Raw genomic sequence first — 25689 nt, forward strand, 5'->3', positions numbered from 1 at the left:
CAGGAAGATTTACTCCGTGAGAACGTTATGACAGGATATTTTAACGCGTTCCCGACGACTAGGAGTACAAGTGACTGCGATCCAGGAACCTGTGACGCCTGCCGCCGCCTTCGACCAGCCCTACGAGTACGCCCGCGCCGAGCTGGTGGAACCCGACTGGCGCCGCTTCCCCGGCTGGCACGACGTGACCGAGGCCGAGTGGCGTGACGCGCAGTGGCAGCGGGTGCACTGCGTCCGCAACGCCAAGCAGCTGCGCGCGCTGATGGGCGACCTGCTGGAGGAACGCTTCTACGAGGACCTGCTCGCCGACCAGCGCGAAATGGCGACCATGTCGATGCTGCTGCCGCCCCAGATGCTCAACACGATGGCGCCCACGGCGGGCACCGACCCGGCGAAGGTGACCGAGGCGTTCTACGCCGACCCGATCCGCCGCTACATGCTCCCGGTCAAGAGCGACCGCGACGCCACGTGGCCGAGCCACCCCCACTCCGAGCGGGACTCGCTGCACGAGGCGGAGATGTGGGTCGTGGAGGGCCTGACCCATCGCTACCCGACCAAGGTGCTGGCCGAGATGATCTCGACCTGCCCCCAGTACTGCGGCCACTGCACCCGGATGGACCTGGTCGGCAACTCCACGGAGACGGTCGAGAAGCACAAGCTGACCCTCAAGCCGGTCGACCGCCAGGACGCGATGATCGCGTACCTGAAGAAGACCCCAGGCGTCCGCGACGTGGTCGTCTCGGGCGGCGACGTGGCCAACGTCCCGTGGCCGCAGCTGGAGTCGTTCCTCATGCGGCTGATGGACATCGACACCGTCCGCGACATCCGCCTGGCGACCAAGGCCCTGGCCGCGTTGCCGCAGCACTGGATCCAGCCGAAGGTCGTCGAAGGCCTGGAGCGCGTCGCCGTGACCGCCCAGCGCCGCGGCGTCAACCTGGCGATCCACACCCACGTGAACCACGCCCAGTCGGTGACCCCCCTGGTGGCGGAGGCCGCGCAGACGGCGCTGAACGTGGGCGTCCGCGACGTCCGCAACCAGGGCGTGCTGATGCGCGGCGTCAACGCGACCCCGGCGCAGCTGCTCGACCTGTGCTTCGCGCTGCAGGGCGAGGCGAACATCCTGCCGTACTACTTCTACATGTGCGACATGATCCCGAACGCGGAGCACTGGCGGGTCTCGGTGCACGAGGCACAGGAGCTACAGCACTCGATCATGGGGTACCTGCCGGGGTATGCGACCCCGCGGATCGTGTGCGACGTGCCGTACGTCGGGAAGCGGTGGGTGCACCAGCTGGCCGAGTACGACCGTGAGCTGGGGATTTCGTACTGGACGAAGAACTACCGGACCGGGATCGAGCTGGACGACCCGGAGGCGTTGCAGCGCCGGTACCCGTACTACGACCCGATCTCGACGCTTCCCGAGGCCGGCCAGACCTGGTGGGCGAACCAGCCCCGGGCTTGACCTGACCCCACCCCGGCGCCGCACCACGCCCGGGTCCGGCCCCGCAGGTCAGTACCGCGGGCCGTACCCGGGCGTGTAGCGACCGGTCTCGAGGTTGACCGACTCGCCGTGGCCGAGGTCGACGTGCCCGGGCGGCCACGCGAGGTGCGACGCGGAGTCGTCCGGTGTGCGTGCCGGCTCGGGCGGCTTCAGGAGGAACGGCGCCAGGCCCCTGCCGCCGGTGGAGTCTCCGGGGCGAGCGTCCCGGCCGCGGTCGTACCACGCCTCACCGCCGGGGCGGCTGTGCGGGAGGGCCGGCTTCGCGCGGCCGGCTCCGGGGTTCCTCCCGGTCAGTTCCTCCACGGCCGCGTTGTACGCCATGTCGGCGGGCTTCACGACGTCTTCGTAGCCGCGGTCGATGACCTTGCCGGGCAGCCAGGGCGCGACCGCCGGTGGCACGTGGTACTTCCGCACCACGTGCTTCCGGAGCCATTCGTCACCCAGAGAGCCGTACAGGTAACGCTGGGCGTCGCGCAGCACGAGGCTTTCCGAGGAGCCGATCTTCGCGTCCGACTGCCGCAGCGCGGTCACCGTCCACAGCGCCTTTTCCACCAGGACGTCCCAGGGCGTGCGGGGGTACTCGCGGCCGGGTACCGCGCCCGCCTGCTTGAGCGCGTAGTTCACCACGTAGGAGACGCGGAAGTTGTGCTGCCGGTCGGCGGGGTCGGCGGGCACGAGCCGCTCGGACTCCGAAGCCGGCTTCCGCTCCGCGGCCACCCAGGCGCGGATTTCCCTGCCCGCCCTGACCATGTCGTCCGGCAGGGGCACGGCGGAGGGCAGCGCGGAGTCGGCGACCTGGGCGGGCTTGGGGCGGTCGGCGCGCCGATCCGGAGACGGCGGCGGCGCGACGGGAACCTTCGGGCGGTCGTGGGACATCGTCGTTCCTTCAGTAGCGGTGGATCTCGGGCGGATGGGGCCGAGGCGGCTGTCCCGGCGTACGAGGTCCGGGCGGGACCGGCAGCGATGGCAGGATCGGGCGTGGGCCCGGCGGGGTGAGCCGCGGGCCGTTCGGGCTGTAGAGCCCGCCGTCGCGGCCCACGACGGAGACCCGGACGAGCACGCCCTCCTTGCGGCCGATGTCGGTGAGCGTCCGCTGCAGCGCCGCCGCCTCGCTGCCCTTGCCGACGGCGACGTTCCTCAGCCGGACGTCGATGAGCACCCCACCGGCCCGCCCCTTCTGCAGCTCGGCCTGCTGCTTGACGTCTTTGGTGAAGTCGGCGCGCACGCGGTCGGTCTGCACCGGTCCGTCCGGTTTCCCGCGCCACTGTTTGACGTCCCTCGTCTCGCGGACGACGCGCAGCTCGCTCCTCCACTGCCGGTGATCGGTCGACAGCTGGCCCTTGACTTCCGGCCGTACACCGGCGTCGGCCCGGACATCCGGGTTCCGCCCGCCGTCGACCGGGGCTGGCTGGTGCGGGCGGACGTCCGGTGTGCGCTCCGGGCGCCGCGTCATCGTGTTCTCGTTGCGGGCGTTCCAGTCGGCGTGCTTCGCTGCGTCGGGCTGCGGCGGTTTGGGTTGCGGTGGCGGTGGCACGTCCGGCCGCCGGACTTGGTCAAAGGCCATGGGTTTCCTCCAGCGGTAGCCGGTCTTCCGGCACGAGGTGACCGAGCGCCCAGTCGGCGTCGGTGAACCAGCCGAGCCTGGCGGCGGCCTTGTCGTCCCAGCTCGGCCCGTCGGCGACCACGCCGCCGACGATCGATTCGATAGCCGACGGCCGGCGGGTTCCGAACGTGACCCGGTCGCGGACTTCCTGTTCCCGGTTGTCCCGCGCGGTCCACGAGTCGACGGCCAGGTACTGCTCGTAGGGGTTTTCGCCGGGGATCGCGCGGCGGTAGCGGCGTTCCCACCCGGCCGAGTCCGGGTGCCGGTCCTCCTCGGCGAGTGCCCGGGCGAGGGCCTCCTTGACCGGCGCCCAGCGGTACGGCGTGGCCACGAAACCCCAGTCGTCGTCCGGGCAGGCGTTCGCGCCGTCGCGGGCGAGCGACTCGCGCAGCGCTTCGGCGCAGTGCCGCGCCAGCTCCTCCCCGGACGTGTCGGGCTGCAGCTGCCCGGATCGCACGGCCACCGCGTCGTCGACGGCGTGCGAGACCGCGCAGTCCCGCAACCGGGCGTCGAGACCGGCCAGCAAGCGGCGTTCCCCCGGGTCGAGCGTCGGGTTGGGCTGGTTGAGCAGATGGGCGACCACGGTCAGCTCGGCGAGGAGGGTCAGCGCGGGCCACTGGGCGAGGACGCGGCGCGCGGCGGTCATTTCGCCCAGCGTGCACGCCTCGGCGAGGCAGTCGCGGCCGCACGTCGCGCTGCGCCTGCCGATCAGCCGGTCCACCGCGGCGATCTCGCCCGCCGCCCGCTCCGCGTCCTTGCCGTCGGCGATCGCCACCAGCAGCGGGCGGTCCATGCCGTCGGTGAACACCGCGCTTTCCCCGCTGTTCAGCGAGACCACGTAGCGCGACTGGTCCGCGTCGAGGTTCATGGTGGCGCCGACGCTGCGCCGGTCGTCCTCCGCGGGCAGCCGGTGCACGACCTTCACCGCGGTGTTCTTGATGACGTCCGGGATCAGCTTGCCCGGGATCTGCTCGACCACGACCAGCGCCTCGCCGTACGCGCGGACCTCGGCCAGCAGTGCGGCGAACATCTCCACCCCCCGCGCCGCCGTGCCCGCCTTGTCGCCCTCGGGTTTGCGCAGCAGGCGGTGGGCCTCTTCGATGACCGTGACGTGGTGCAGGGCGTTGCCGGGGTTGTCGGCGCGCAGCAGCCGCAGGTGCTCGGTGAGCTGGATCAGCAGCGCGCCCATGAGGAACGCCTTGTCGGCGTCGTCGCCGACGTCCTCGATCTCGAAGACGACCCGGGCACGCAACAGCTGTTCGAAGTCCAGCGGGTGCCCGCCCTCGAAGAGCCGTCCGGTGGTGCCCAGCCGCAGGCTCGACAGCCGGGTGGCGATGAACCCGTGCACGTCCGCGGCCATCTCCGCGCCGTACCCGAGCCCGGCGACGACCTCCGCCGCGACCCGTTGCAGGTCGGCCAGCGTCGGATAGCGCGGCCGCCCGCCGTCGTAGGCGGGCGTGCCGGCGACGAGGTCCCAGCCGAGCTCTTCGTACGAGCGGGTCAGCGCGGTGGCCAGGATCTGCGGGAACGGCTCGTGCGGCTCGAACGCGGCGAGGAACAGCGCGCGGATCAGGTCGAGGTGCGTTTGCAGCGGGAACCGGTCCTGCTCGCCGTCGCGGGTGCGGACCGCGGCGGGCTCGAGCGGGTTGAACCCGGCGGGTGCCACCCGGGGATCGCCCGGCCGGATCACCACGACCTCCGGTTCGCCGTGCGGGTTCAGCAGGCGCAGCCGGTTCGCCATCCGCCGGTACTCGGCCTTGGCGGGCTCGATCACCAGCCACGGCAGCCCGATGCGCGTGGCTTCGGTGAGCAGGTGCCGGACGGTGAACGACTTCCCGCTGCCGGTCGCGCCGCAGACGAACGTGTGCCGGTTCAGCGATCCCGTCGTCACGTCGAGGTTTCCGACCGGTACGCGCGAGGCGTCGAGGACCTGGCCGAGCCGCACCACGTCCTCGTCGGGCACGTGGTCGGGCCGCTCGGGGGTGAGGTCGAACCGGTGCGGCTCGGTCACGCGGATGCCGCTGACCTCGTGGCGTGGCGGCCGGGTCAGCGCCACGAGCAGGTCGGTGGTCGCCACGAACGCGGCGCGGTCGTCGCCGGGGTGGTCCGCCGGACCGGCCGGCGAGATCGTGTACGGCTGATCGGCGACGTCGGCCGCCGCGCAGAGGATCCCCGCGACGCGCTGCGCGTCGGCTCTGCCCCTCGCGCCGACGAGCACGCGGATCCGCCAGGTGTTCCCACGCTGGGACCGGGAAAGCTCGCGGTGGCGGGCTTGCTTGCGTTCCAGCTCGACGCGTCTTCCTTCGCCGACTTCGGATCGCGAAAGCGGCATGATCTCGCTCACCAGCCGGTCCAGGTCGGGTTGGACCCGCTGGGGCCTCAGCGGTTCGGCGACCACGACCCAGGCGAACGGTTCGCGCAGGTGCGTTACGTGCTGCTGGAACGAGCCTCGGCGCCTGCTCTCCGGCGAGGCCTTCGCCGACGCCGGCGCCCACAGCGCGTCCGGCGACCCGGTGCACAGCTCCCAGCACGGGAAGTCCGGCCAGGCGCCGCCGGGCAGTGCGATCGCACGGGCGCCGGGCGGGAACAGCAGTTCCGCCGGCTTGCCGTCCCGCGACGGCGTGGCGAAGGGCAGGTTCGGCCGGCCGCCGAGCAGGAAGCGCACCTGGCCGGAGCCGTCCCGCACCCACGCGGCCAGCAGCGCGGCGCCGGGTGTGCCGCCGGCCAGCAACGTCGAATGCGCGCCGCCCAGCGAGGTCAGCAGGGGTCCGTCGAGGGGCTCCCGCTGCTCGCGCGGCGGTCCGTTCTCCGGCCGTTGCCCCCGCGGGCCGGTCGCGGGAACCTCCACCACCTGGTGGAACTTGACGTCGTGCCAGGTCATCGGACGGCCCGCTGCGGTGCGGGGGTGGGCGAGACCCGGTCGGACAGGCAGATCGGCGGGTAGCAGTTCGCCAGCACGACCTGCCTGCCACCGCCGGAGCTGTCGACGAGGATGAACTCGGTGGTGTCCATGCCGAGGATGGCCTGCGGCTCGGTGATGAACTCGTAAACCCGCGCGGTCGTGGTCGAGGTGCCGATGTTCTCCGCCGACGACCACGTGCGGTTCGCCGTCCAGGTGTGCCCGCGCGAGTCGGACGCCCCGCGCTGGGACTTGAACGTCGATTGCGTCGAGTTCGAGCCGGTGTTCGTGGTGGCGGAGAAGCTGTCCCCGCCCCCGTCGCTGAACGTGCGGCCCGCCTGGTGGCTCAGCTGGTTGACGACGAACTTGTACCCCCGGCCGATGAACTCGGCGGCGATGTTCGCGTCCTTGTGGTTGTACATCTTCATGATGCACACCGCGCCGCCGGTGCCGACGATCTTCTCGAGGTCGTCCTGCGGCTGGTCGAGGAACAGCATGAGCCGGACCCCGGCCGCGCGCGCCTGCTCGGACAGCGCGCGCACGGCGGCCCCGCCGAGCCGGTCGGCGCCGACCACCGCGAGGTGCGTGCCGTGGAGGGAGCCTGCCCGCATCGCGTGGTGCGCCAGGCGCAGGAGCATCCGGTCGACGAGGTCCTTGCGGTCGTCCTTGCCGCCGGGCATGGCGAGCAGCGACACCGCCTGAGCCGTCCACAGTGGCCGTGTGCCGCCCGGGGCGACCTCGTGCAGCACGTCGCAGTGCGCGGCCCACAGCCTCAGCTGCCGTCCGGTCCAGTCGTTCTGGTCGATGTCGCCGATGCCCGCCAGGAGCCGGTCGACCTCCGGCGGCGAGAGCGGTTCGGTGTCCGGCCCGCGGCGCAGCACCCGCAGGCCCGCGGCGAGCCTGGCGAAGGTCACCGGGCCGCTCAGGCTGGTGAGGACCGTGCGCAGGACGTCGACGGCGAGCGCGCGCTCGTGCGGCTGCTCGGCGGCGCGCCCGGTCGCGTCGGGACGGTCGGTGAGGACGTGGGCCAGGCCGTCGGCGATGTCCTCGGTGGACAGTCCGGCGAGGACGTCGAAGTCGCTGCCGCCGTCGAGGACGGCCCAGCGCGTGTCCATCCCGCGCGCCGCGGCCAGGCGGGTCAGCTCGCCGCCGACCTCCTGGCCGGTCAGGTCCAGCACGGTCAACCGGTGTCCACGGGACAACAGCGACGTGCCCACCATGGCGAGCAGGCACGCCCAGCCGTACCTGGCCGGATCCCCGCCGATGACGTCCACCCGCGTCGGCACGGCCGCCGGGTGCACCGGGTACCACTGTGGACCGTTCCGCTGCCGGGCCTCTCGCTGCCGCGCCTCCTGCACCTGCTGTTCGTGGCGGCGGTTGGCCTCCGCCCACCCGCGCAGGGCGTGCTGGTGGCGCTCCAGCTCCGCCGCCCGCAGCGCGAGGTACGGCCGGCGGAACCGGACCAGGTCCGCGGTCGTGCGCCGGATCTCGTTCGCCGCGGAGACAACCCACAGGCACAGCAGCAGCCCGGCGGCGGGGAGCAGGTAACCGTAGACCTGCTTCGCGTTGAAACCGCCGTAGCGCGAGACCGATTTTTCGATGGTCACCTGGTAGACGCCGAAGGCGAGGAACAACAGCACCGCGAGCGTGCTGCGGACCACGACCCGGCGCACCGCCTTGGCGCGCCGCGCGGACAGCGGACCGGTGTCCGGGTGCGGCGGCTCGACCCACACCGGCTGGGGACCCAGGTCCAGCGGCGGTGGCAACGGCGAGCCGGCGTCGACGAGTTCGGCCGCCTGCCAGCCCCACCGCGCGGGCGGGGTGAACAGCCGCCCCGCGTACAACGCGGGCCAATCCCCGCCGGACGCCGTGGCCGTCGGGCGGCGACCGGCCCAGGTGTTCGCGGGAGTGGCCGGGCCGCCTGGCGCGTTCGCCGCGCGATAGCGCTTGGCCTCCGCTTTGCCCGCCTCTCTCGCATCCGCTCCGGACGCGCCGTTCGCCAGCGCCGAGTTCGCGGCGCGGGCCGCCGCGGCGATCTCCCCGGGGTCGCCGCTGATCACGACGTCGGCGAAGTACCGGTGCCAGTCAGCCACCATGGCGTGGCTCCCCTCCCCCTCGGCTCGTCATCGCGGGCTGTCGCAGCCGATGCAGCGGTAGCCGTGCCCGATGAACGCCGCGATTCCCGCGACGACGAGCCCGCCGACCGCCCACACCCCCGCGGTCACGAGGTGGGCGGGCTGGGGGATGCCGCCGTTCGCCGCGGCCAGCAGACCGCTGTCGGCCAGTGCCTTCGCGATGCCGCCCAATCCGGCGGCGAAGGCGACGACGGCCCAGAAGACCGAGATCGTCCCGACGAAGTAGCGCCCGCCGCAGTTCCCGCATGGGCGGCGTCTCGAGACCGTTGCCTGTGCCATGAGCTCGCTCCTCTCAGCCGTCGAGGCACCTGCTGATCGGCAGGTACCGGAAAGCAGAGTCGCGAGATCCGTGGTTGATACGGCGAAGCGGCCCGAACCTCAGGCCGGCGAAGGCGCGAGGGGCTCCTTCGGACTCGTCGGCGCCGGCCAGATTCCCGGGAGGTACGGCTTTCCCTCGGGCTTGCCCGGCAGCGGAATGCGGGGCAGGGACGGGTTGATCACCTTGGCGAGGGCGTCCTTTCCGGAGTGCGCGCCGTCGAGCATCGCCTGGGCGAGCAGCCCCGTCACCTTCGCGGCGGCGAACGACGCGCCGCTCCACAAGCTGAAGGTGAACTCGTCGGTTTCGGCGGGCTCGGTGATCAGCTTGCGTGTCCCCGCGCCGTTGCCGTACACGGCGTGCCACGGAAGAAGGCTGGGAGGAAACGCGCTCGGCGGTGGTTCCTGGGTGCGCCGGACGCTGGGACCGAGGATCCCGCACCCGCCGGCGAAGACGTCGATCCCGTCCCACCAGCTGCAGAAGCTCGCTCTCGGGGGCGACAGGCCGGGGACGGGCGTCACCGTCTCGTCCACCGCGCCGACGGCGATCACCTGGGCGAAGTCCTCGCTGAACCCGGCCGGCCAGTGCTTGTCGGCGGTCCACCGGTTGGCGGCCGCGGTGACGACGACGACGTCGGGGTGGTGGCCGAACAGCTTGTCGAGCGCGCGGCGGAGTTCGGCGGGCTCCCGGTTCTCCTCCTCGGACGTGCCGAAGAACGACAGGTTGACGATCTTCAGGTTCTCGACGGCGCAGAGGTCTTCGATGCACTTCGCGACCGTCCGGTCGGCGCCGCCCGCCGACTCGTCCAGGCCGCGGCGAACGTCGATGAGCACCGCCGGTGCCTGCTGCTTGATCAGCCCGGCGACGAAGGTGCCGTGACCGTCGTAGCGGCCCAGCGCCTCGCCCGAGACCGGCAACCGGTCTTCGTTGTCTTTCCAGCCTTCGGCCAGGTTGTCCTTGATGTAGTGGTGCGGCTCCCCGCCGAGGATGACCACCCCGGTGTCGACCACCCCGACGACCACCTGCCCGGTGACCGGCGATCGCTTGTCGGCCAAGGTGTTCCCGGTGTAGAGCTGAAGGGTGGCCGCGCCACCGATGCGTCCACCTGCGGGGTTGGCTACGGTCACGATCGTCCCTCCCGGCTGCGACGTGGTGCTTCCATGGACTACAGACGCGGTGGACACCCCGATTGATACACCGTGGGCAGGGGGCGGCGGAGATGACCGGTGCGGGAGCGGTGCCCGGCTTGGGTCACGCGCTCGCGGCCGTCGACCTCGCCTACACCGCGCCACCGCGTGCGCGCCGGCTCGCGAAGCAGGCGTTGGCGAGTGCCGGCGGGGAGAGCGAACCGCTCGCCGTGGCCGAACGGGCCCTCGGCATGGCCCACACCGCGCTCGGCGACCTGGTCAGGGCGGAAGAGCACCTGCTCGCCGCCGTCGAGATCGCGGACAGCGCCGGGTTCCCGGTCCGGGCCGCCGAGGCACGCGGATCGATGGCGTACCTCCTGTCGTTGACCGGCCGGTTCGACGACGCGCTCACTCAGGCCGACCTGGCCGCGCCCGCTCTGGACGGGGTGCCGCGGGCGCGGTTGCGCATGCTCCGCGCGTTGGTGCTCACCGAGGCCGGCCGGTTCGACGAGGCCGCGGACGGGTACCGCGACGCGCTCGAGGAGCTGCGGCGATCCGACGGGGATGCCCTGCTGGAAGGGGACATCCGCAACAACCGCAGCATCGTCCACGTGCACCGGCGGGACTGGCGGGCCGCGCAGGCCGATCTGGACCGCGCCGAGGCGGCCTTCACGGCGATCGGGCACTGGGGCCGGCTCGCGAACGTCTGGCACAACCGCGGGCTCGCGGAAGTCGCCCGTGGTGACCTTCCGGCGGCACTGGCCGCGTTCGACGAGGCCGCCGAACGGTACCGGTCGTCCGGCCGGGATCCGGGCCTGCTGCCGATCGAGCGGGCCGAAGCCCTGCTGTCGGCACTCCTGGTCGAGGACGCGCGGCGGGAAGCCGAGGTGGCCGTGGCGCGGTTCGCCGTCCAGCGCAACGCCGTCGACCTCGTCCAGGCCAGGCTGCTCCTCGCGCGCGCCTCGCTGTTGACCGGTGACCTCGCCCTGGCCGCCGAACAGGCCGAACGGGCCAGGCGGTCGGCGATCGCGCAGCGCCGCCCCGGCTGGGCGGCTTTGGCCGGCTACCTCGGTCTGAGGGCGCGCTGGGAGGGTGGCGACCGCGGCACCGCCGTGATCCGCGCCGGACGGCGGTCCGCCGCGGCGCTGATGCGCGCCGGATGGGTCATGGAGGCGCTGGACGCCCGGCTGATCGTGGCCCGTGCCGCGCTCGAAGCCGGCCGGATCGTCGTCGCCCGGCGCGAACTGGCCGATCCGGCGTTCGCCCACGACGGCAGGCCCGCGGAACAGCAGGCCCGCGCCTGGCACGCGCAAGCCCTCCTCCGCCTGTCCGAGGGCGACCGGGCCGGTGCGGAGCACGCGATCCTGGCCGGGATGCGGGTGCTCGAGCGGTTCCGGGCCAGCCTCGGGGCCACCGAACTGCGGGTGCACGCCGCGGGCCACGCCGGCGAGCTCGCGCGGATGGGGCTGCGGCTCGCAATGGAGACCGGGCACCCGGAGCCGGTGCTGATGTGGCTGGAGCGCTGGCGAGCCGGCGCTCTGATGCTGCGGCCCGCCCGGCCGGCGGACGACCTCGGCCTGGAGGCGGGACTCGCCGAGCTGCGCCAGGTCATGGCCGAGCTGAGCACCGTCACGGAGCACGGCGGCGACACCGCGGCCCTGCGCCGCCGGCAGGCGCTGCTCGAGTCGGCGATCCGCGGGCGAGCTCACCGCGCGAACGGGGATCTCGGCGCGGAGGTGGGCACGCTCGGCTCCGTTTCCGGTCTGCAAGCTGCGCTCGGCTCGGCGGCGCTGGTGGAATACGTCACCACGAACGGCGACCTGCACGCCGTCGTCGTCCGGAACGACCTGCTCCGGTTGCACCGGCTCGGCCCGACCGCCGGAATCGAACACGACCTGACCGCGCTGCGGTTCGGCTTGCGCCGGCTGGCCTACGGCGCCGGGTCATCGGCTGTCGACGAATTGGTCGCGCTCAAGGCCGCTTGCCTGGACCGGGCGCTGATCGAGCCGTTGCTGCCCGAAATCGGCGACCGACGGCTGATCATCGTGCCCACCGGCTTCCTGCACGCGATGCCGTGGGCGGTGCTGCGTTCCTGTGCGGGACGTGCCTTGTCCGTCGCGCCGTCCGCCGCGTTGTGGCTGCGGGCCGCCACCACGACCGACGGCTCCACCGGCTCCCGGGTGTTCGCCGCCGGGCCCGGCCTGCCCCACGCCGCAGCCGAAGTCGTCGCACTGGCCGGCCGCTACCGCGGGGCTCGGCGGCTCACCGGCCGCAACGCCACCGCCACCGCCGTGACCGCGGCACTCGACGGCGCCGAGCTGGCGCACATCGCGGCACACGGCAGGTTCCGCACGGACAACCCGCTCTTCTCGGCACTCCGGCTGGCCGACGGCCCACTGACCGTTTACGACCTCGAACGGCTCACCCGGCCCCCGCGGCACGTGATCCTCTCCGCGTGCGAATCGGGGCTCCCCGTCGTCCGCCCCGGCGACGAACTGCTCGGCCTGGCCGCCGCCCTGCTCGCGATGGGCTCGAAGAGCCTGGTCGCGAGCGTGGTCCCGGTGCCCGACCACGCCACCCGGCCACTGATGCTGCGCCTGCACCGCCACCTGCGCCGCGGCGCGGGGCCGGCCACCGCGCTCGCCATGGCTTCCCGAGACTGCACCGACGCCGACCCGGCCACGCGGGCCGCGGCGACCGGGTTCCTCTGCTACGGCGCCGGTTAGTTCAGCAGGGCCAGCACCGCCGCCGACTTAGGCGGGTCGAGGAAGCGCAGGCCCATGAAGTTGTCGCCGGGGTTGAACCCGGGCAGCGCCCAGATCGCTTCGTACGGCACGGCGACCGTCCGGTAGTGGCGCAGGCTGTAGACGTTGCTCCACACGCACTTCCCCGGTGCGGGCTGCCACAGGCGCCGGGCGAACGCGGGGTCGCGGAAGCTGTGCCCGACCTCCGCGACCGCCCGCACGTGCTTGCCGCCGGTGAGCAGGACGACGTCGCCGGTGCGCACGGTGGCCATCCGCTTGTCGTGCTTCTCCGTGGCGCCCCAGAACCGCGCGCGGCCGTCCGGGTGCAGTGCCGTCAGCCGCTCGACGTCGGCCGGGGACGCGTCCGTGAACGGGACCGGCCGGTCGAGCGTCGCCGCGCCGTAGCGGCGGGCTTCCGGCGTGCCGTAGGACGGCTGGATGAAGACCTGCGCCACGGCCGAACGGTAGCTCAGCCGCCGTGGGTGGTGTCGCTCTGGTAGGTCGTGTACGTGTACGGGTTGTCCAGGATCTTCGTCTCCGGGACGTCCGGGTTCATTCCCTGCCGCCACGCTTCCTCGCCCAGCTGGGAGCGCAGGTGCTCGACCGTGTCCTCCACGCGGCGGCGCAGCGCCGGCAGGTCCACGCCGACCAGGTGGCCGTCGCGCTTCACGACGCGGCCGTCGACCAGGACGGTGTGGACGTCGCCGCGCTGGGCCTGGAAGGCCACGTGGCCGTAGGGGTTCAAGAGGGGGAACGAGGCCGGGGAGTCGTCGTTCTTCAGCAGGACCACGTCCGCCTTCTTGCCGACCTCGAGGGTGCCCAGGTCGGTGCGGCCCAGTGCGTGGGCGCCGCCGCGGGTCGCCCAGTCCACCACCTGCTCCGCGCGCAGGGCCGCGTGCGTCACCGTTTCGCCCTTCGCGTGGGCTTCCAGGTGCTCGCGGGAGCGGTCCGCGCCCAGGGTGGCGCGCATGGCGGAGAACAGGTCGCCGCTCCACCAGACCGACGTGTCCATCGACAGCGACACCGGGATGCCGTACTGGCGCAGGGCCCAGGTGGGCGGGTAGCCCTGGCCCGCGCTCTGCTCGCTTTCGGTGGACACCGACACCGAGCCGCCGGTCGCGGCGATGCGGTGGTAGGAGTCCGCCGACAGGGAGGCGCCGTGGACGTAGATCGTCTCCGGGGTCATGAACCCGTTGTCGTGCATCAGGCGGATGCCGTCGTCGCCGGTCGCGCCCCACACGCCGGCGTGGGTGGTGACCGGGACGCCGAGGTCGCGGGCCACTTCGAACGCCGGTTTCTCCGGGAACGCCGGGTCGCCGGTGACGTCGAACGCGAGCTGGAAGCCGAGGTCGCCGCCGGTGCGGCGGGCGACGAAGTCGCGGAACTCCGGGGTGCCGGTCCAGTTCGCCGGTGCGTCCTGGATGTTGCCGTAGGCCAGCACGAACCGCCCGGGCACGGCTTCGAGCGCGTCGGCCGCCGCGTCGGCGTGCTGGGTGGTCTGCAGGCCGTGGGACCAGTCCACAGTGGTCGTGACGCCCGCTTCGAGCGCTTCCCAGGCGCCGAGCAGGTTGCCCGCGTAGATGTCCTCGGGGCGGAACACCTTGCCCCATTCGAGGTAGTACCAGACGAAGTACTGCGTGAGCGTCCAGTCGGCGCCGTAGCCACGCATGGCCGTCTGCCACAGGTGCCGGTGGGTGTCGATCATCCCCGGCATGACCAGCCCGCCGGTCGCGTCGATCTCTTCGGTGCCGGCCGGGACCTCCAGCGCGGGCCCGATGGCGGCGATCCGGTCGCCGGTGACGAGGACGTCTTCGCCGGGCAGCACCCGGTGGGCATCGGCCAGCACCGTGCCACCCCGCAGGACGATCGATCCGCTCATCGCTGCCTCCAGTTGCGTACACTCGTCCGCCAGACGGACATCGGGTGGGTGCCGCCACTTTCGTCCTGTGCCGAGCCGGTGTCAATCCCCGCCGCTACGCTGCCGTGGAGGACCATCGGAGAGGGAGGTGGCGCATGCCACGCGAGGGAACCGGTCCCGACTTCATCGAGGCGCTGGCCCGCGGGCTCGAGGTGATCACGGCGTTCCGGCCGGGCCGCCCGGCGATGACCCTCGCCGAAGTCGCCACCGCCGCCGGCCTGGCCCGCCCGACCGCGCGCCGGATCCTGCTCACCCTGGAAGAGCTCGGGTACGTCCGCACCGACGGGCGCGAGTACACGCTCACCCCGCGGGTGCTCGACCTCGGCGTCGCCTACGTCCGCTCGACCGGGCTGTGGGACGTCGCCCGCCCGCACCTGGAACGCCTGGTCGCGCGCACGAACGAGTCGTGCTCGATCGCCCAGCTCGACGGCTCGGACATCGTGTACGTCGCCCGGGTGGCGGTCCCGAAGATCGTCGCGCTCACCGTGCAGATCGGCACCCGGTTCCCGGCGCTGCCGACCTCGCTGGGCAAGGTCCAGCTCGCCGCGCTGCCGCCGGACGAGCTGGAGGCGGTGCTGGCCGAGCCGACCCGGTCCGGGCTGGTGCCGCGCTGGCGGCCCGACCGCGCCGAGCGCGACGCCGAGCTGCGCGAAGTCCGGGCGCGGGGCTGGGCGCTGACCGACGAGCAACTCGCGCCGGGCATCCGGTCGGTGGCCGCGCCGCTGCGTGACGGGTCCGGACGGGTGATCGCCGGGGTGAACGTCAACTGCCACGCCGCCGAGACGCCGGTGGAGAAGCTGCTGGAGCACCACCTGCCGCTGCTGCTGCACACCGCCGGGGAGATCAGCGCGGACTTCGCCCGGCTGGACACCGTCCCGCACGTCACGGTCCCAGCCACGCCTTAACCGCACCCCGTCCGCGCGGCCCGGATGTCATGCCCGGAGGTCTTGAATGAGTCATTCAGGACCTCCGGTGACCTGAATGACTCATTCAAGACGCTCGCTCGGCCGCCGTGCCAAGCGAGCACCTTGACCGCGTCCTCGCAGCGGAGCAAACTGCGGACACTAGTCCGACAGACGGACAGATGCGGAGGCGTTGCGTGGAACGACCCGAGGGCCCGCTGTCCGGGCTGCTGGTCGCGGACTTCTCCCGGGTGCTCGCCGGCCCCTACGCCACGATGCTGCTCGCCGACCTGGGCGCCGACGTCGTCAAGGTCGAAGGGCCCGGCGGCGACGAGACGCGCACGTGGATGCCGCCGGTGCGCGGCGACGTCTCCACCTACTACCTCGGCGTCAACCGCGGGAAGCGGTCGATCGCCCTGGACCTGCGCGACGAAGCCGACGCCGCGGTCGCCCGCGAGCTGGCTGCCCGCGCGGACGTGCTGATCGAGAACTTCAAGCCCGGCGGGCTGGCCAAGTACGGCCTGGACTACGCCGCCGTCAAGGAAACCAACCCCCGCTCCGTCTACGCCTCGATCAGCGGGTTCGGCTCGGGCGAAGGCCGGCACGTGCCCGGTTACGACCTGATGGTGCAGGCGATCTCGGGGCTGATGAGCCTGACCGGCGATCCGGACGGCCCGCCGTACCGGGCGGGGATCTCGGTGTTCGACGTGATGGCGGGCAACCACGCGGTGATCGGCATCCTCGCCGCGCTGCGCCACCGCGACGCGACCGGCGAAGGGCAGCACGTCGAGGTCAACCTGCTGTCCTCGGCGCTGACCGGGCTGGTCAACCACAGCTCCGCCTACGCCGCCGGCGGCGTGGTCCCGTACCGGATGGGCAACGCCCACCCCAGCGTCTTCCCCTACGAACCGCTGCCCACCGCGGACGCCGACCTCATCGTCGCCGCGGCCAACGACGGGCAGTTCCGCAAGCTGTGCGACGTCCTGGACCTGCCAGACGTACCCGACGATCCGCGGTTCGCCCGCAACGCCGACCGCACGAAGAACCGTGAAGAGCTGCGGCCGATCCTGGTGGAACGGCTGGCCAAGAGGAGCGCGGTGGACTGGTTCGAGGCGCTGACGAAGGTCGGTGTCCCATGTGGACCGATCAACACCATCGACGGCGGGTTCGCGATGGCCGAACGGTTCGGCCTCGACCCGGTCGTCGAGGTCGGCGACGGCGACCGCGCCGTCCCGACCACGCGCCACCCGATCCGGTTCTCCGCCACCCCCGCCGCCTACCGGCTGCCGCCGCCGGAACTCGACGAACACGGCGCCGAACTGCGCGCCTGGCTGACGGAGGACCGCGATGCCTGAACCGGCCTACGAAACCGCGCTGGGTTCGTCCACGAAGGACAAGATCACCCTGCTCGGCCGGGACCTCGCCGAGGACGTGATGGGCTCGGTCGGCTTCGGCGAACTCGCCTTCTGGCTGGCGACGCAACGCCGGCCGTCCAAAGGGGAGACTCGCGTCTTCGAGGCGGTCCTGGCCGCGCTGGCCGACCACGGCTTCACCCCGACCGCGATCGTCACCCGGCTGACCTACCTGTCCGCCCCCGACTCCGTCCAGGGCGCGCTCGCCGCCGGGCTGCTGGGCGGCGGGTCGCGGTTCCTCGGCGTCACCGAAGACTGCGGCCGGTTCCTGCACGACGTCCTCGCCGGAGCCGAGCTGCCCGCCGACGAGGCGGGCTGGGACGCGCTCGCGCTGGAGACCGTCCGGAAACAGCGCGCGGCGAAGAAGTTCGTCCCGGGGCTCGGCCACCACGTGCACAAGGACGGCGACCCGCGCACCCGGCGGCTCTTCGCGATCGCCGCGGAGGAGGGACTGCGCGGCCCGCACCTGGAGCTGTTCGCCGCGATCGGCCGCGTGCACCCCCAGGTGCTCGGGAAGACGCTGCCGCTCAACGGCGCGGGCGTCTGCGGGGCGGCGCTGGCCGACCTCGGGCTGCCGCTGGAGCTGCTGCGCGGGTTCGCGTTGCTGGCCCGGACCGCCGGGCTGATCGGCCAGCTCGCCGAGGAGCTGCGCCACCCCGTCGCCAACGACATCTTCCTGTCGGTCGACTTGAACAACCGGCCGGTCCCGCCCGACCCCGAATCCTGAGAGGAACGCCGATGCGGCTCGTCACCGAGGACAACATCACCGAGCTCGCCGCGGCGCGCTGGTCGAGCGCGCATGACCCGCGGACGGCGGAGGTGATGGCCGCGCTCGTGCGCCACCTGCACGCCTTCGCCCGCGAAGTGCGGCTGAGCGAGACCGAGTGGATGGCCGCGATGCGGTGGCTCACCGAAACCGGGCAGATCAGCGACGAGAAGCGGGAGGAGTTCATCCTCGCCTCCGACGTGCTCGGGCTGAGCATGCTGGTGGTGCAGATGAACCACGCCTTCGACGCGAAGGCGACCCCGGCCACGGTGCTCGGCCCGTTCCACATCGACGGCTCCCCGGAAAAGGAGTTCGGCGGCGACATGTCCGACGGCCTGCCCGGCACGCCGCTCTACATCACCGGAACCGTCGCGGGGCTGGACGGCTCCCCCGTCGCCGGCGCGGTGCTGGACGTGTGGCAGGCCGACGAGGAAGGCGCGTACGAGTCGCAGATCCCGGACATCGACGAAGCCCGGCTGCGCGCGAAGTACACCAGCCGCGCCGACGGGGCCTACTGCCTGCGCACGATCGCGCCCAAGGGCTACTCGATCCCGATGGACGGCCCGGTCGGCGAGCTGATCCGCGGCACCGACATCAGCCACTTCCGGCCCGCCCACGTGCACTTCCTGATCAACGCGGCCGGCTACGAACCGCTGATCACGCACCTGTTCCAGGAAGGCGCCGAATACCTCGACACCGATGTCGTGTTCGGCACCAAGCAGGAACTGGTCGTCGCGTTCGAGTCCCGCGAGCCCGGGCCGACACCGGACGGCGGGCACTGCGCCTGGCCGTGGCTCGAGGCCCGGTACGACTTCGTCCTCCAGCCCGTGTGACCCGCGGTGCGCGCCGCGGAGATCCGGGTGGCGGGCGAGCCGCCCGTGGTGACCGACCGGCCGGAGCCCGAACCGGGGCCGGCGGAGGTCGCGGTCAGCGTCACGGCGGCCCCGATCACCCCGCTCGACGTGCTCTGCGCGTCCGGCACGTCCTACTTCGGCCGCCCGGCGACGCCGTACGTGCCGGGGGTGCAGGGGGTCGGCGTGCTGACCCGGCCGGCGCCGACGCACCCGGCGGGCACGCCGGTCTGGTTCGCCACCGCCGCGGGCATGCTCCCCGGTGACGGCAGCATGGCCGAGCACGCCGCGGTGGCGTCCACCGACGTCGTCGTTCTGCCGCCGGGCGCCGACCACGCCCTGGTGGCGGCGCTCGGGCTGTCGGCGGTCGCGGCGTGGCGGTGCCTGACCGCGACCGGGGAACTCACCGCCGGGGAAACGGTGCTGGTGCTCGGGGCCGGCGGGGTCGTCGGCCAGTCGGCGGTCCAGCTGGCGCGGGTGGCCGGTGCGGGGCACGTCGTCGCGTGCGCGCGCTCGGCGGCCGCGGTGGAACGGGCCCGGCGGCTCGGCGCGGACTCGGCGGTCCAGCTCGAAGCAGGCGACGACGTCGGGAGCCTCGCGCGGCGGCTCGGCGAGCACCCGGTGGACCTGGTGATCGACCCGGTGTGGGGACTCCCGGCCGCGGCAGCGCTGCACGCGCTGCGCCCGGGCGGGCGCCTGGTCAACCTCGGCAGTTCCGCCGGCGAGCAGAGCCCGCTCTCCTCGGCCGTGCTGCGCAGCCGGTCGCTGCGTGTCCGGGGGTACACGAACAACGAGCTCAGCGCGGACGAGCGCCGCGAAGCGCTCCTGACGGTGGTCGGGCACGCGCTGGCCGGTGCCCTGACCGTCGACTACGCGCGGGTCGCGTTGCAGGACGCGGCCCGGGCGTGGACCCGCCCGGGCCGCGTGGTGCTAGTTCCCTAGGCCGGCGTACCCGTCGGTGGCCAGGCGCTTGCCGATCTGGTCGTAGACGGCCTGGTCCTCGGGTGCGATCGTGCCCAGGCCGTCGACGTACCGGTTGAACAGGCAGAACGACGCCGCGATCAGCACGGTGTCGTGGATTTCGACGTCCGTGGCGCCCTCGGCGCGGGCGGCGGCGACGAGCTCGTCGGTGACCGCGCGCCCGGTTTCGCGGACGGCGAGGGCGATCCACAGCAGCGCCTTGATCTTCGCCGACACCGGCGCGTCGTCGATCCCCCCGCACGCGGCGTCGACCACCGCGCGGCCGCCGTCGAGGGTCTCGGCGGCCGCGGCGGCGTGACTGCCGGTGCAGAAGCGGCACTCGTTGCCGTTGGACACGACGGCCGCGATCAGCTCGCGTTCGCCGACGGTGAGGGAGTTGGGACCGCGCAGCAGCACTTCGGCCAGCTGCCCGAGCGGCGCCGCGGTCTCCGGCCGGTAGGCGAACAGGGCGGAGATCCCGGGCAGGGCCGGGTCGAGCGGGATGTGCGGCATCGGTCCTCCTGGGGTGGGGCGAAAGATCCTCCTCGCGAGTCTTTCGCCCCGCGGCGGCCCGGCCAACCTCCGCTTTGCGCAACCGGGCCGCTGCCGAACGCCTCAGCCGATGCTGAAGTCGTCCGCGTAGAGGGCGCTTTGGCCGTACCAGCCGTGGACGTAGACGGTCACCGCGCCCGACGCGCCGGTGGTGAAGGGCACCGACAGCTGGGTCCAGCCGCTGCTGGAGGTCCAGGTGCTCGCGCTGGCCGCGCCGCGGACGCCGACGTAGGCGTAGCTGCCCTGCACCCATGCCTTGAGCGTGTAGGCGTGGTTGGGGGCGAGGGTGACGTTCTGCGCGGCTTCGCCGGTGGCCGAGGCGGTGGGCACGACCTGCAGCGCGTGCGTGCCCGAGTGGGCCGGGGAAGCGACGATCGCGTCACCCGCGGCGCTCCACGGGCTCAGCGCGCCGGTTTCGAAGCCGCCGTTGACGACCCCGCCGGCGGGCGGGGTGCCGTTCACGGTGAGCGTGAAGGTGGCGCTGTGGCTGCCGGAGGTGGCCGCGCCGGTGACGGTCAGCGGGTAGACGCCGGGGACCGCCGCGGTCGTGGTGCTCACCGACAGGGTCGCGGTGCCGCCCGCGGTCACCGTGCCCGGGCTGACCGACGCCGTGACGCCGGCGGGCGCGCCGGTGACCGACAGCGCGACCTGCTGCGCGGAGCCGGACGTCACCGCGGTGGTGATGGTCGCCGTGGCGGACTTGCCGGGGTCGACGGCGGCCGAGGCCGGGTTCGCGGTGAGGGAGAAGTCGTTGCCGGGGACGGAGGTGCCGCCGGTGAAGGGCTCGAAGGCGTGGCTGAAGAACCAGGTGTCCTGGGCGATGCCGGAGCAGTTGTCCGCGGCGGCGCCGCCGCGGCAGCTGCCGTTGTCGCGCTGCAGCGCCCAGAAGGAGATCTCGTTGATGCCCTTGGCGACGGCCCAGTTGTAGACGGTCGCGGCGTCGGCGGTGGTGAAGGTTTCGGCGGGGCCGAAGTCGTCGACGCCGATCATCTCGGTGACCCCGACGCTCGCCCACAGCTGCGCCTGCGTCTTGCCCGGGTAGAGCGCGGCGAGCTGGGAGACCAGCCCGGTCGCGGCGGTCTGGGTGTCGGTGGCCATCTGGTGGGCGGCGTTGTCGTAGTAGTCGAAGGTCATCAGGTTGACCACGTCGACGCGGGTGCCGTTGGTGACGGCGTTGCGCAGCACGGCCAGGCCGCTGTCGGCGAGGCCGTGGGTGGTCGTGGGCAGGGTGTAGGAGATCTGCAGGGAGCGGCCGTTCGCGGCGGCCCAGTCCTGGACCTTCTTGATGGCCTTGTTGCGGCGGTCGATGCCGGCGGCGTTGGTGAGGGAGTTGTCTTCGATGTCCATGTCGAGCCGCGGGACGTAGTAGGTGGTGATCACCGATTCGTAGGCGGCGGCGATGGAGTCCACGCTTGTGCAGCTGTCGGCGATCTCGGTGCCGGTGTTGTCGGCGGTGTAGCCGCCGAAGGACGGGATGACGTCCCCGCCGCGGGAGCGGATCGTGGCGATGTCGGCGCCGAAGGTCGAGTTCGCGATCGGCATCCCGGTGTCGCCGTTCCAGTAGACGGTGCAGGAGCCCTTGGTGGCGGCCTGGATGAATGCCATGGTGAGGTGCTTGGCGCCGGACTGCTGGGCCAGCGCGGCCGGACTCTCCCCCGTCCAGGCTTCGAAGTAGGGCGCGAACACGTGCGCGGGCAGCGGCGTGGCGGCCTGCGCGGTTCCGGCGGCGCTGACCAGCGAACCGGCCGAAACCGTCAGCGCGGCCAGGAAAACGGACATTCGGGCGGAGAATCTGCGTCGTCGCATCTAGCGCTCCAGAGCCGGCGGTGAACCGTGCCGCGGCGGTGCACGGGGGAACGCCCTCAGGATTGGATCAGACCAATCAGTCCGTCAAGGTCTAGACCACTAAACCGGCCGGACGGCCGCCGGGGTTGCGCCGAGCGTGACCAAGTCCACCCGACTAACGATCGTGACAAAAACGTTCCAACACCACGGATCTCCCGGTAGCGTGCGCGTCCATGCGGGTGACATGGGGGAAGATTGGACAACACAGAGTGACCAAACCGTGGCGGGCGGCCCCGAAGGCCGCCCTCTCCAGCCCGCTGACGCTCATCGTGGCCGCGGTGACCTCACTGCTCGCCTGCTTCCTCGGCACCGCCGCGGTCCTGCAGGCCTCCGCGGCCGGCGGCGCTACGGTGAACTACCAGACCGGCATCACCTGCCCCGACAGCTACGGCCCGGTCTTCGGCAAGGGCAACATCCGCGTCCAGGACATCCCCGCCGTCACCCAGGCCGTCCAGCGGCACGCCCCCGCCCACGGCTTCGGCGCACCCGTCGTCGGCGCCTACACGACCGTGCTGCGCGGCACCGAGTTCAACGGCGACCCGCACTACAAGATCCGCCTCGGCTACCGCGACCAGGTCGGCCTGGACAACCTGACGCTCCAGCAAGGCTCGCGCGCACCCGGCCTGTGGCTGGGCAACGTCGTCGCCGACGCCGAACACATCGGGGTCGGCGCGAAACCCAGCTTCCAGGGCATCCCGCTGCCGCCGGTCACCGGCATCTACGGCGACCTGCTCGACCCGCCACCGCGGTGGTGGTGCTCCCAGCAGTCCGGCGCCGTCGTCGACCGGCTGGTCGACGACCCGATCGACTCGATCGTCTTCGCCACCGACCAGAAGACCTTCGACACCGCGATCAAGGCCATCGGCCTGCCGACGATGCAGTACTTCCACATTTCCTTCTACGAACCGGCCCCGACCACCCTCAGCGCCGCCGAAGACCTGCTGCGGCGCTCCCAGGACCTCGTCGCCGACGTCCGCGCCGACCTCACCGCCCAGGGCCTCGGGTCCCTGGTGGCCGCCAACGTCCCCACCTTCGAACGCTCGGTGCAGATCGCCCGCCAGGCCCAGGACAACGTCTTCGTCTCGATCCTGCCGCTCGCCCTGATCAGCGTCCTGGTCGGCTGCGCCGGCCTCGGCACCGTCGCCCTGCAGTGGTACCAGCGGCGGCACGCGCAGCTGCGCCTGCTCTCCGCCCGCGGCAGCGGCCCGGCCGCGCTGGGCGGGCTCGCCGTCGCCGAACTCGGCCTGCCGATCTTCGTGGGCGGCGCCGCCGGAGCCGTCGCGGCCCGGCTGCTGCTGGGCGTCTACGGCCCGCCGGGCGCCCCGGATCCGGCCGCCGAGCTGCGGGCCGCTGGGGTCGCGGCGGGCACGCTGGCGGTCTCGCTGGCGCTGCTGGCCCTCGTCGTCGCCGTCCGCGTCCACCGGGAGTTCGAACTCGGCCGGGTCCGGGGCAAGGGCAACCGGGCGCGGGCGCTGGCGTACTTCCCGTGGGAGCTCGCGACCGCGGGAATGGCCTGGCTCGGCTGGAACCGCCTCGCGCACTACGGCAGCGGGTCCCGGCTCGGAAATCCATTACCGCAGGTGGATCCGCTGGCGCTGACCTACCCGGTGTTCGTAGTGCTGACCGTCGGTCTGTTGACCGCGCGGCTGGCGTGGCTGGCCCTGCACGCCTCCCACCGCGCCCGGCTCTGGTCACGCCCGGCGCTGCAGCTGGCGATCCGCCGGCTGGCCGGCGCCCGCGCACCGGTGACGGGCGTGCTGGTGATCGGCACCCTCGCCGTGGGCACCCTGGCCACCGGAATCGGCATCGCCCGCGGTCAGGAAGAGGCACTCGACACCAAGTCGGCGGTCTTCGTCGGCAGCAACGCCCGTCTCGACACCGACAGCCCGATCGGCATGGGCGACGTCGCCATGCCGCCGTCACTGGCGGGCACCAGCACCGTGGTCGGCGAGCTGACCGGCACCGGCAGCGTCGTGCTCGTGGTCGACCCGGCGACGTTCGCCCACGGCGCCGCCGTGGACAGCGTGCCGACCGGCGACCTCGACGGGCTGCTGCGCAAGATCTCGCAGCCGGACCCGCGCGGCACCCCGGTCATCCGCGTCGGGCACACGGCCAAGCAGACCGCCGCGCTGCCGGACGGGCTCCCCGACGCCGTCCCCGCCAGCGACCTGCCGGTGTTCCCGATGATCGGCACCTCACCCGGCTACGTCGTCTCCCGCACGGTGCTCAGCCACGCGCAGCTCGACAGCGTCCCGAAGTGGAGCGTGCTGACGAAGGCTCCGATGGCGGAGGCGACGACCGCGCTGCGCTCCGCGGGGGTGTTCATCCCGAACCGCGTCAGCCGCGAAACCGCGCTCGACGGCCTGCCGTTCTTCGTCGTGTCGTGGACGTTCTCGTTCGTCGCGCTGCTCGGCGCGGTTCTCGGCATCGTCGCGATCCTGTCCCTGCTGGTGGCGGTCGAAGTCCGCCGACGGCAGAACGCCCTCGCCGGCGCCCTCGTGCTGCGCATGGGCATGCGGCCACGCACCCTGCTCGCCAGCCACCTCATGGAACTCGGCGCGCTCAGCGGCCTCGCCATCGCCGTCGGCGTCGCATGCGGCGTCTCCGTGGCCGGCCTGTCCGTCCCGCGGTTCGACCCCGCCACCTTCCTCGCCCCACGCTCCGAACTACCCGACCCGCTGCCCTTCGTGCTGACCGTCGTCGTCATCGGCGTGGCGGTCGTCGCCCTCGCCGGCTGGATCGCGGTGCGCTCGGTGCGCACCGCCCGGACCGCGGAGCTGATCCGTGCCTGAAAAACCGATCTTCTCCCTGCGCGGCATCGGCGTGGACTACCCGACCCCCGCCGGGATCGTCACCGGCGTCGACGACGTCAGCATCGACGTCCCCGCCCGCGGCATGACCGTCCTCGCCGGACCGTCCGGCTCCGGCAAGTCGACCCTGCTGCGCGTACTCGGCCTGTTCGAACAACCCACCCGCGGCACCCTGACCTTCCAGGGCGCCGACATCCGCAAGCTCAAGCACCGCGAACGCCGCGCACTGCGCCGCCACCACCTCGGGCTGGTGTTCCAGAACCCCGCCGACAACCTGCTCGGCTACCTCCCGGTCGCCGAAAACCTCCGCGCCGCCGCCGAAGCCGCCGGCACCGACTGCAACCCCGACGACATCCTCGGCCAGCTCGGCCTCCACGGCACCGGCGACTGGAAGATCTCCGCCCTCTCCGGCGGGCAACAGCAACGCCTCGCCTTCGGCTGCGTCCTCGCCGCCCGCTCCACGGTGATCCTCGCCGACGAACCGACGTCCCAGCTCGACGAAGCCTCTGCCGACCTCGTCCTCGACACCCTGCGGTACCTGGTGGACCAGGACTTCGCGGTACTGGTCGCCTCCCACGACGACCGCCTCATCGACCTCGGCGCCCGGGTCGCCCGGCTCCACAAGGGCACCCTCGAACGCATCGAAGAACGGGAACCGCAGCCATGACCCTCGTCGAAGCCAAAGGCCTCCGCCGCAGCTTCACCCACCCCAGCGGCGACATCGAAGTCCTGCGCGGCCTCGAACTGCGCGTCGCCGCCGGCGAACTGGTCACCGTGTCCGGCCGCTCCGGCTCCGGCAAGAGCGCCCTGCTCGCGCTGCTGTGCGGCTTCGACTCCCCCGACTCCGGCTGCGTCCTCCTCGACGGCGTCCCCATCAGCGGCGCGCCCCCGTGGCACACCTGCGCCGTGCTCCCCCAAGCCCTCGGCCTGGCCAACGAACTGACCATCGCCGAGAACGTCGCCCTCCCCCTGCGGCTGCGCACCGACGTCCCCCGCCCCGCCGCCGCCCAGATCCACGCCCGCGTCACCGAACTCCTCGACGAACTCGGCATCGGCGAACTCGGCGACCGTTATCCGCTCGAGGTCTCCTTCGGTCAGCAGCAGCGAGTCGCACTCGCCCGTGCGGTCGCGGGGCGCCCGCGGGTCCTGCTCACCGACGAGCCGACCGCCCACCTCGACGCCGGCTCCACCCCCCGCGTCCTGCGGCTGCTGCGCCGCTGCGCGTCGGAGGGAGCGGCGGTCATCGTCGCGACCCACGACGACGAGGTCCACCGCATCGCCGACCGCCGCGTCCGCCTCCTCGACGGCGTGCTCACCGCCCTGCTCGACTGATCGATCAGGAATCGAG

Annotated in this window: 20 protein-coding genes; 10 read left to right on the forward strand and 10 right to left on the reverse strand. The window is 72.6% G+C overall.

Annotated elements, in window-relative coordinates:
* Positions 1-70 precede the first annotated feature (70 nt).
* Positions 71-1462, forward strand: a complete 1392-nt coding sequence (locus tag H4696_RS09710) for a KamA family radical SAM protein (protein WP_192782212.1) — start codon at positions 71-73, stop codon at positions 1460-1462.
* Between the two features lie 48 nt (positions 1463-1510).
* On the opposite strand, the gene H4696_RS09715 is transcribed toward H4696_RS09710, so the two are convergent.
* From H4696_RS09715 to H4696_RS09740, 6 genes are all read right to left on the reverse strand, one after another.
* Positions 1511-2377 carry a hypothetical protein gene (locus tag H4696_RS09715; protein WP_192782213.1) on the reverse strand — a complete coding sequence of 289 codons (867 nt, stop codon included), beginning with the start codon at positions 2375-2377 and terminating at the stop codon, positions 1511-1513.
* Positions 2378-2387: 10 nt separating this feature from the next.
* Positions 2388-3065: a hypothetical protein gene (locus H4696_RS09720; RefSeq protein ID WP_143265231.1), complete on the reverse strand. Its 678-nt coding sequence runs from the start codon at positions 3063-3065 to the stop codon at positions 2388-2390.
* The gene (locus H4696_RS09725) at positions 3055-5985 is read right to left on the reverse strand and encodes an ATP-binding protein (RefSeq protein WP_192782214.1); all 2931 of its coding nucleotides are present in this window, start codon (positions 5983-5985) and stop codon (positions 3055-3057) included. The genes H4696_RS09720 and H4696_RS09725 overlap by 11 nt, the downstream gene beginning before the upstream one ends.
* Positions 5982-8099 carry a hypothetical protein gene (locus H4696_RS09730; protein WP_192782215.1) on the reverse strand — a complete coding sequence of 706 codons (2118 nt, stop codon included), beginning with the start codon at positions 8097-8099 and terminating at the stop codon, positions 5982-5984. The genes H4696_RS09725 and H4696_RS09730 overlap by 4 nt, the downstream gene beginning before the upstream one ends.
* A 27-nt stretch (positions 8100-8126) precedes the next feature.
* On the reverse strand, positions 8127-8417 hold the full coding sequence (locus H4696_RS09735; protein WP_086863927.1) for a hypothetical protein: 291 nt from the start codon (positions 8415-8417) through the stop codon (positions 8127-8129).
* A gap of 99 nt (positions 8418-8516) precedes the next feature.
* Positions 8517-9581: a S8/S53 family peptidase gene (locus H4696_RS09740; protein WP_158104401.1), complete on the reverse strand. Its 1065-nt coding sequence runs from the start codon at positions 9579-9581 to the stop codon at positions 8517-8519.
* 92 nt (positions 9582-9673) lie between these two features.
* Here H4696_RS09740 and H4696_RS09745 point away from each other — a divergent pair, with 92 nt between their 5' ends.
* A complete protein-coding gene (locus tag H4696_RS09745) occupies positions 9674-12307 on the forward strand; it encodes a CHAT domain-containing protein (RefSeq protein ID WP_192782216.1) in 2634 nt (877 codons plus the stop codon).
* Here H4696_RS09745 and H4696_RS09750 read toward each other — a convergent pair.
* The gene (locus tag H4696_RS09750) at positions 12304-12780 is read right to left on the reverse strand and encodes a hypothetical protein (protein WP_086865466.1); all 477 of its coding nucleotides are present in this window, start codon (positions 12778-12780) and stop codon (positions 12304-12306) included. The two genes, H4696_RS09745 and H4696_RS09750, sit on opposite strands and share 4 nt — an antisense overlap.
* 14 nt (positions 12781-12794) lie before the next feature.
* A complete protein-coding gene (locus H4696_RS09755; RefSeq protein ID WP_086865465.1) occupies positions 12795-14204 on the reverse strand; it encodes an amidohydrolase family protein in 1410 nt (469 codons plus the stop codon).
* 134 nt (positions 14205-14338) lie between these two features.
* Between H4696_RS09755 and H4696_RS09760 the strand changes: the two genes are divergently transcribed.
* The 5 genes from H4696_RS09760 to H4696_RS09780 all read left to right on the forward strand — a co-directional run bounded on the left by H4696_RS09760 (position 14339) and on the right by H4696_RS09780 (position 19116).
* On the forward strand, positions 14339-15148 hold the full coding sequence (locus H4696_RS09760) for an IclR family transcriptional regulator domain-containing protein (protein WP_086865464.1): 810 nt from the start codon (positions 14339-14341) through the stop codon (positions 15146-15148).
* A gap of 194 nt (positions 15149-15342) precedes the next feature.
* Positions 15343-16500, forward strand: a complete 1158-nt coding sequence (locus H4696_RS09765; RefSeq protein ID WP_086865463.1) for a CaiB/BaiF CoA transferase family protein — start codon at positions 15343-15345, stop codon at positions 16498-16500.
* Positions 16493-17284, forward strand: a complete 792-nt coding sequence (locus H4696_RS09770; protein WP_086865462.1) for a citryl-CoA lyase — start codon at positions 16493-16495, stop codon at positions 17282-17284. The genes H4696_RS09765 and H4696_RS09770 overlap by 8 nt, the downstream gene beginning before the upstream one ends.
* Positions 17285-17295: 11 nt before the next feature.
* Positions 17296-18156: a dioxygenase family protein gene (locus H4696_RS09775; protein ID WP_086865461.1), complete on the forward strand. Its 861-nt coding sequence runs from the start codon at positions 17296-17298 to the stop codon at positions 18154-18156.
* 6 nt (positions 18157-18162) lie between these two features.
* Entirely contained in the window at positions 18163-19116 is a 954-nt protein-coding gene (locus H4696_RS09780; RefSeq protein WP_192782218.1) for a zinc-binding dehydrogenase, read from the forward strand.
* Here the strand turns inward: H4696_RS09780 and H4696_RS09785 are convergent.
* Both H4696_RS09785 and H4696_RS09790 read right to left on the reverse strand, forming a co-directional pair.
* Complete coding sequence (locus H4696_RS09785; protein ID WP_086865460.1) at positions 19105-19647, reverse strand: carboxymuconolactone decarboxylase family protein; 543 nt, start codon at positions 19645-19647, stop codon at positions 19105-19107. The two genes, H4696_RS09780 and H4696_RS09785, sit on opposite strands and share 12 nt — an antisense overlap.
* A 102-nt stretch (positions 19648-19749) precedes the next feature.
* Positions 19750-21465 carry a glycosyl hydrolase family 18 protein gene (locus H4696_RS09790; RefSeq protein WP_086865459.1) on the reverse strand — a complete coding sequence of 572 codons (1716 nt, stop codon included), beginning with the start codon at positions 21463-21465 and terminating at the stop codon, positions 19750-19752.
* A gap of 275 nt (positions 21466-21740) precedes the next feature.
* Here H4696_RS09790 and H4696_RS09795 point away from each other — a divergent pair, with 275 nt between their 5' ends.
* From H4696_RS09795 to H4696_RS09805, 3 genes are read left to right on the forward strand one after another with little or no spacing between them, the layout of a single operon-like run.
* Positions 21741-24323, forward strand: a complete 2583-nt coding sequence (locus H4696_RS09795; protein ID WP_086865458.1) for an FtsX-like permease family protein — start codon at positions 21741-21743, stop codon at positions 24321-24323.
* The gene (locus H4696_RS09800) at positions 24316-25008 is read left to right on the forward strand and encodes an ABC transporter ATP-binding protein (protein ID WP_086865457.1); all 693 of its coding nucleotides are present in this window, start codon (positions 24316-24318) and stop codon (positions 25006-25008) included. Before H4696_RS09795 ends, H4696_RS09800 begins: the two co-directional genes overlap by 8 nt.
* Positions 25005-25673 carry an ABC transporter ATP-binding protein gene (locus H4696_RS09805; protein WP_192782219.1) on the forward strand — a complete coding sequence of 223 codons (669 nt, stop codon included), beginning with the start codon at positions 25005-25007 and terminating at the stop codon, positions 25671-25673. The genes H4696_RS09800 and H4696_RS09805 overlap by 4 nt, the downstream gene beginning before the upstream one ends.
* The last annotated feature ends 16 nt before the right edge of the window (positions 25674-25689 follow it).

It is taken from the genome of Amycolatopsis lexingtonensis, from assembly GCF_014873755.1.
GTDB classification, from domain to species: Bacteria; Actinomycetota; Actinomycetes; order Mycobacteriales; family Pseudonocardiaceae; genus Amycolatopsis; species Amycolatopsis lexingtonensis.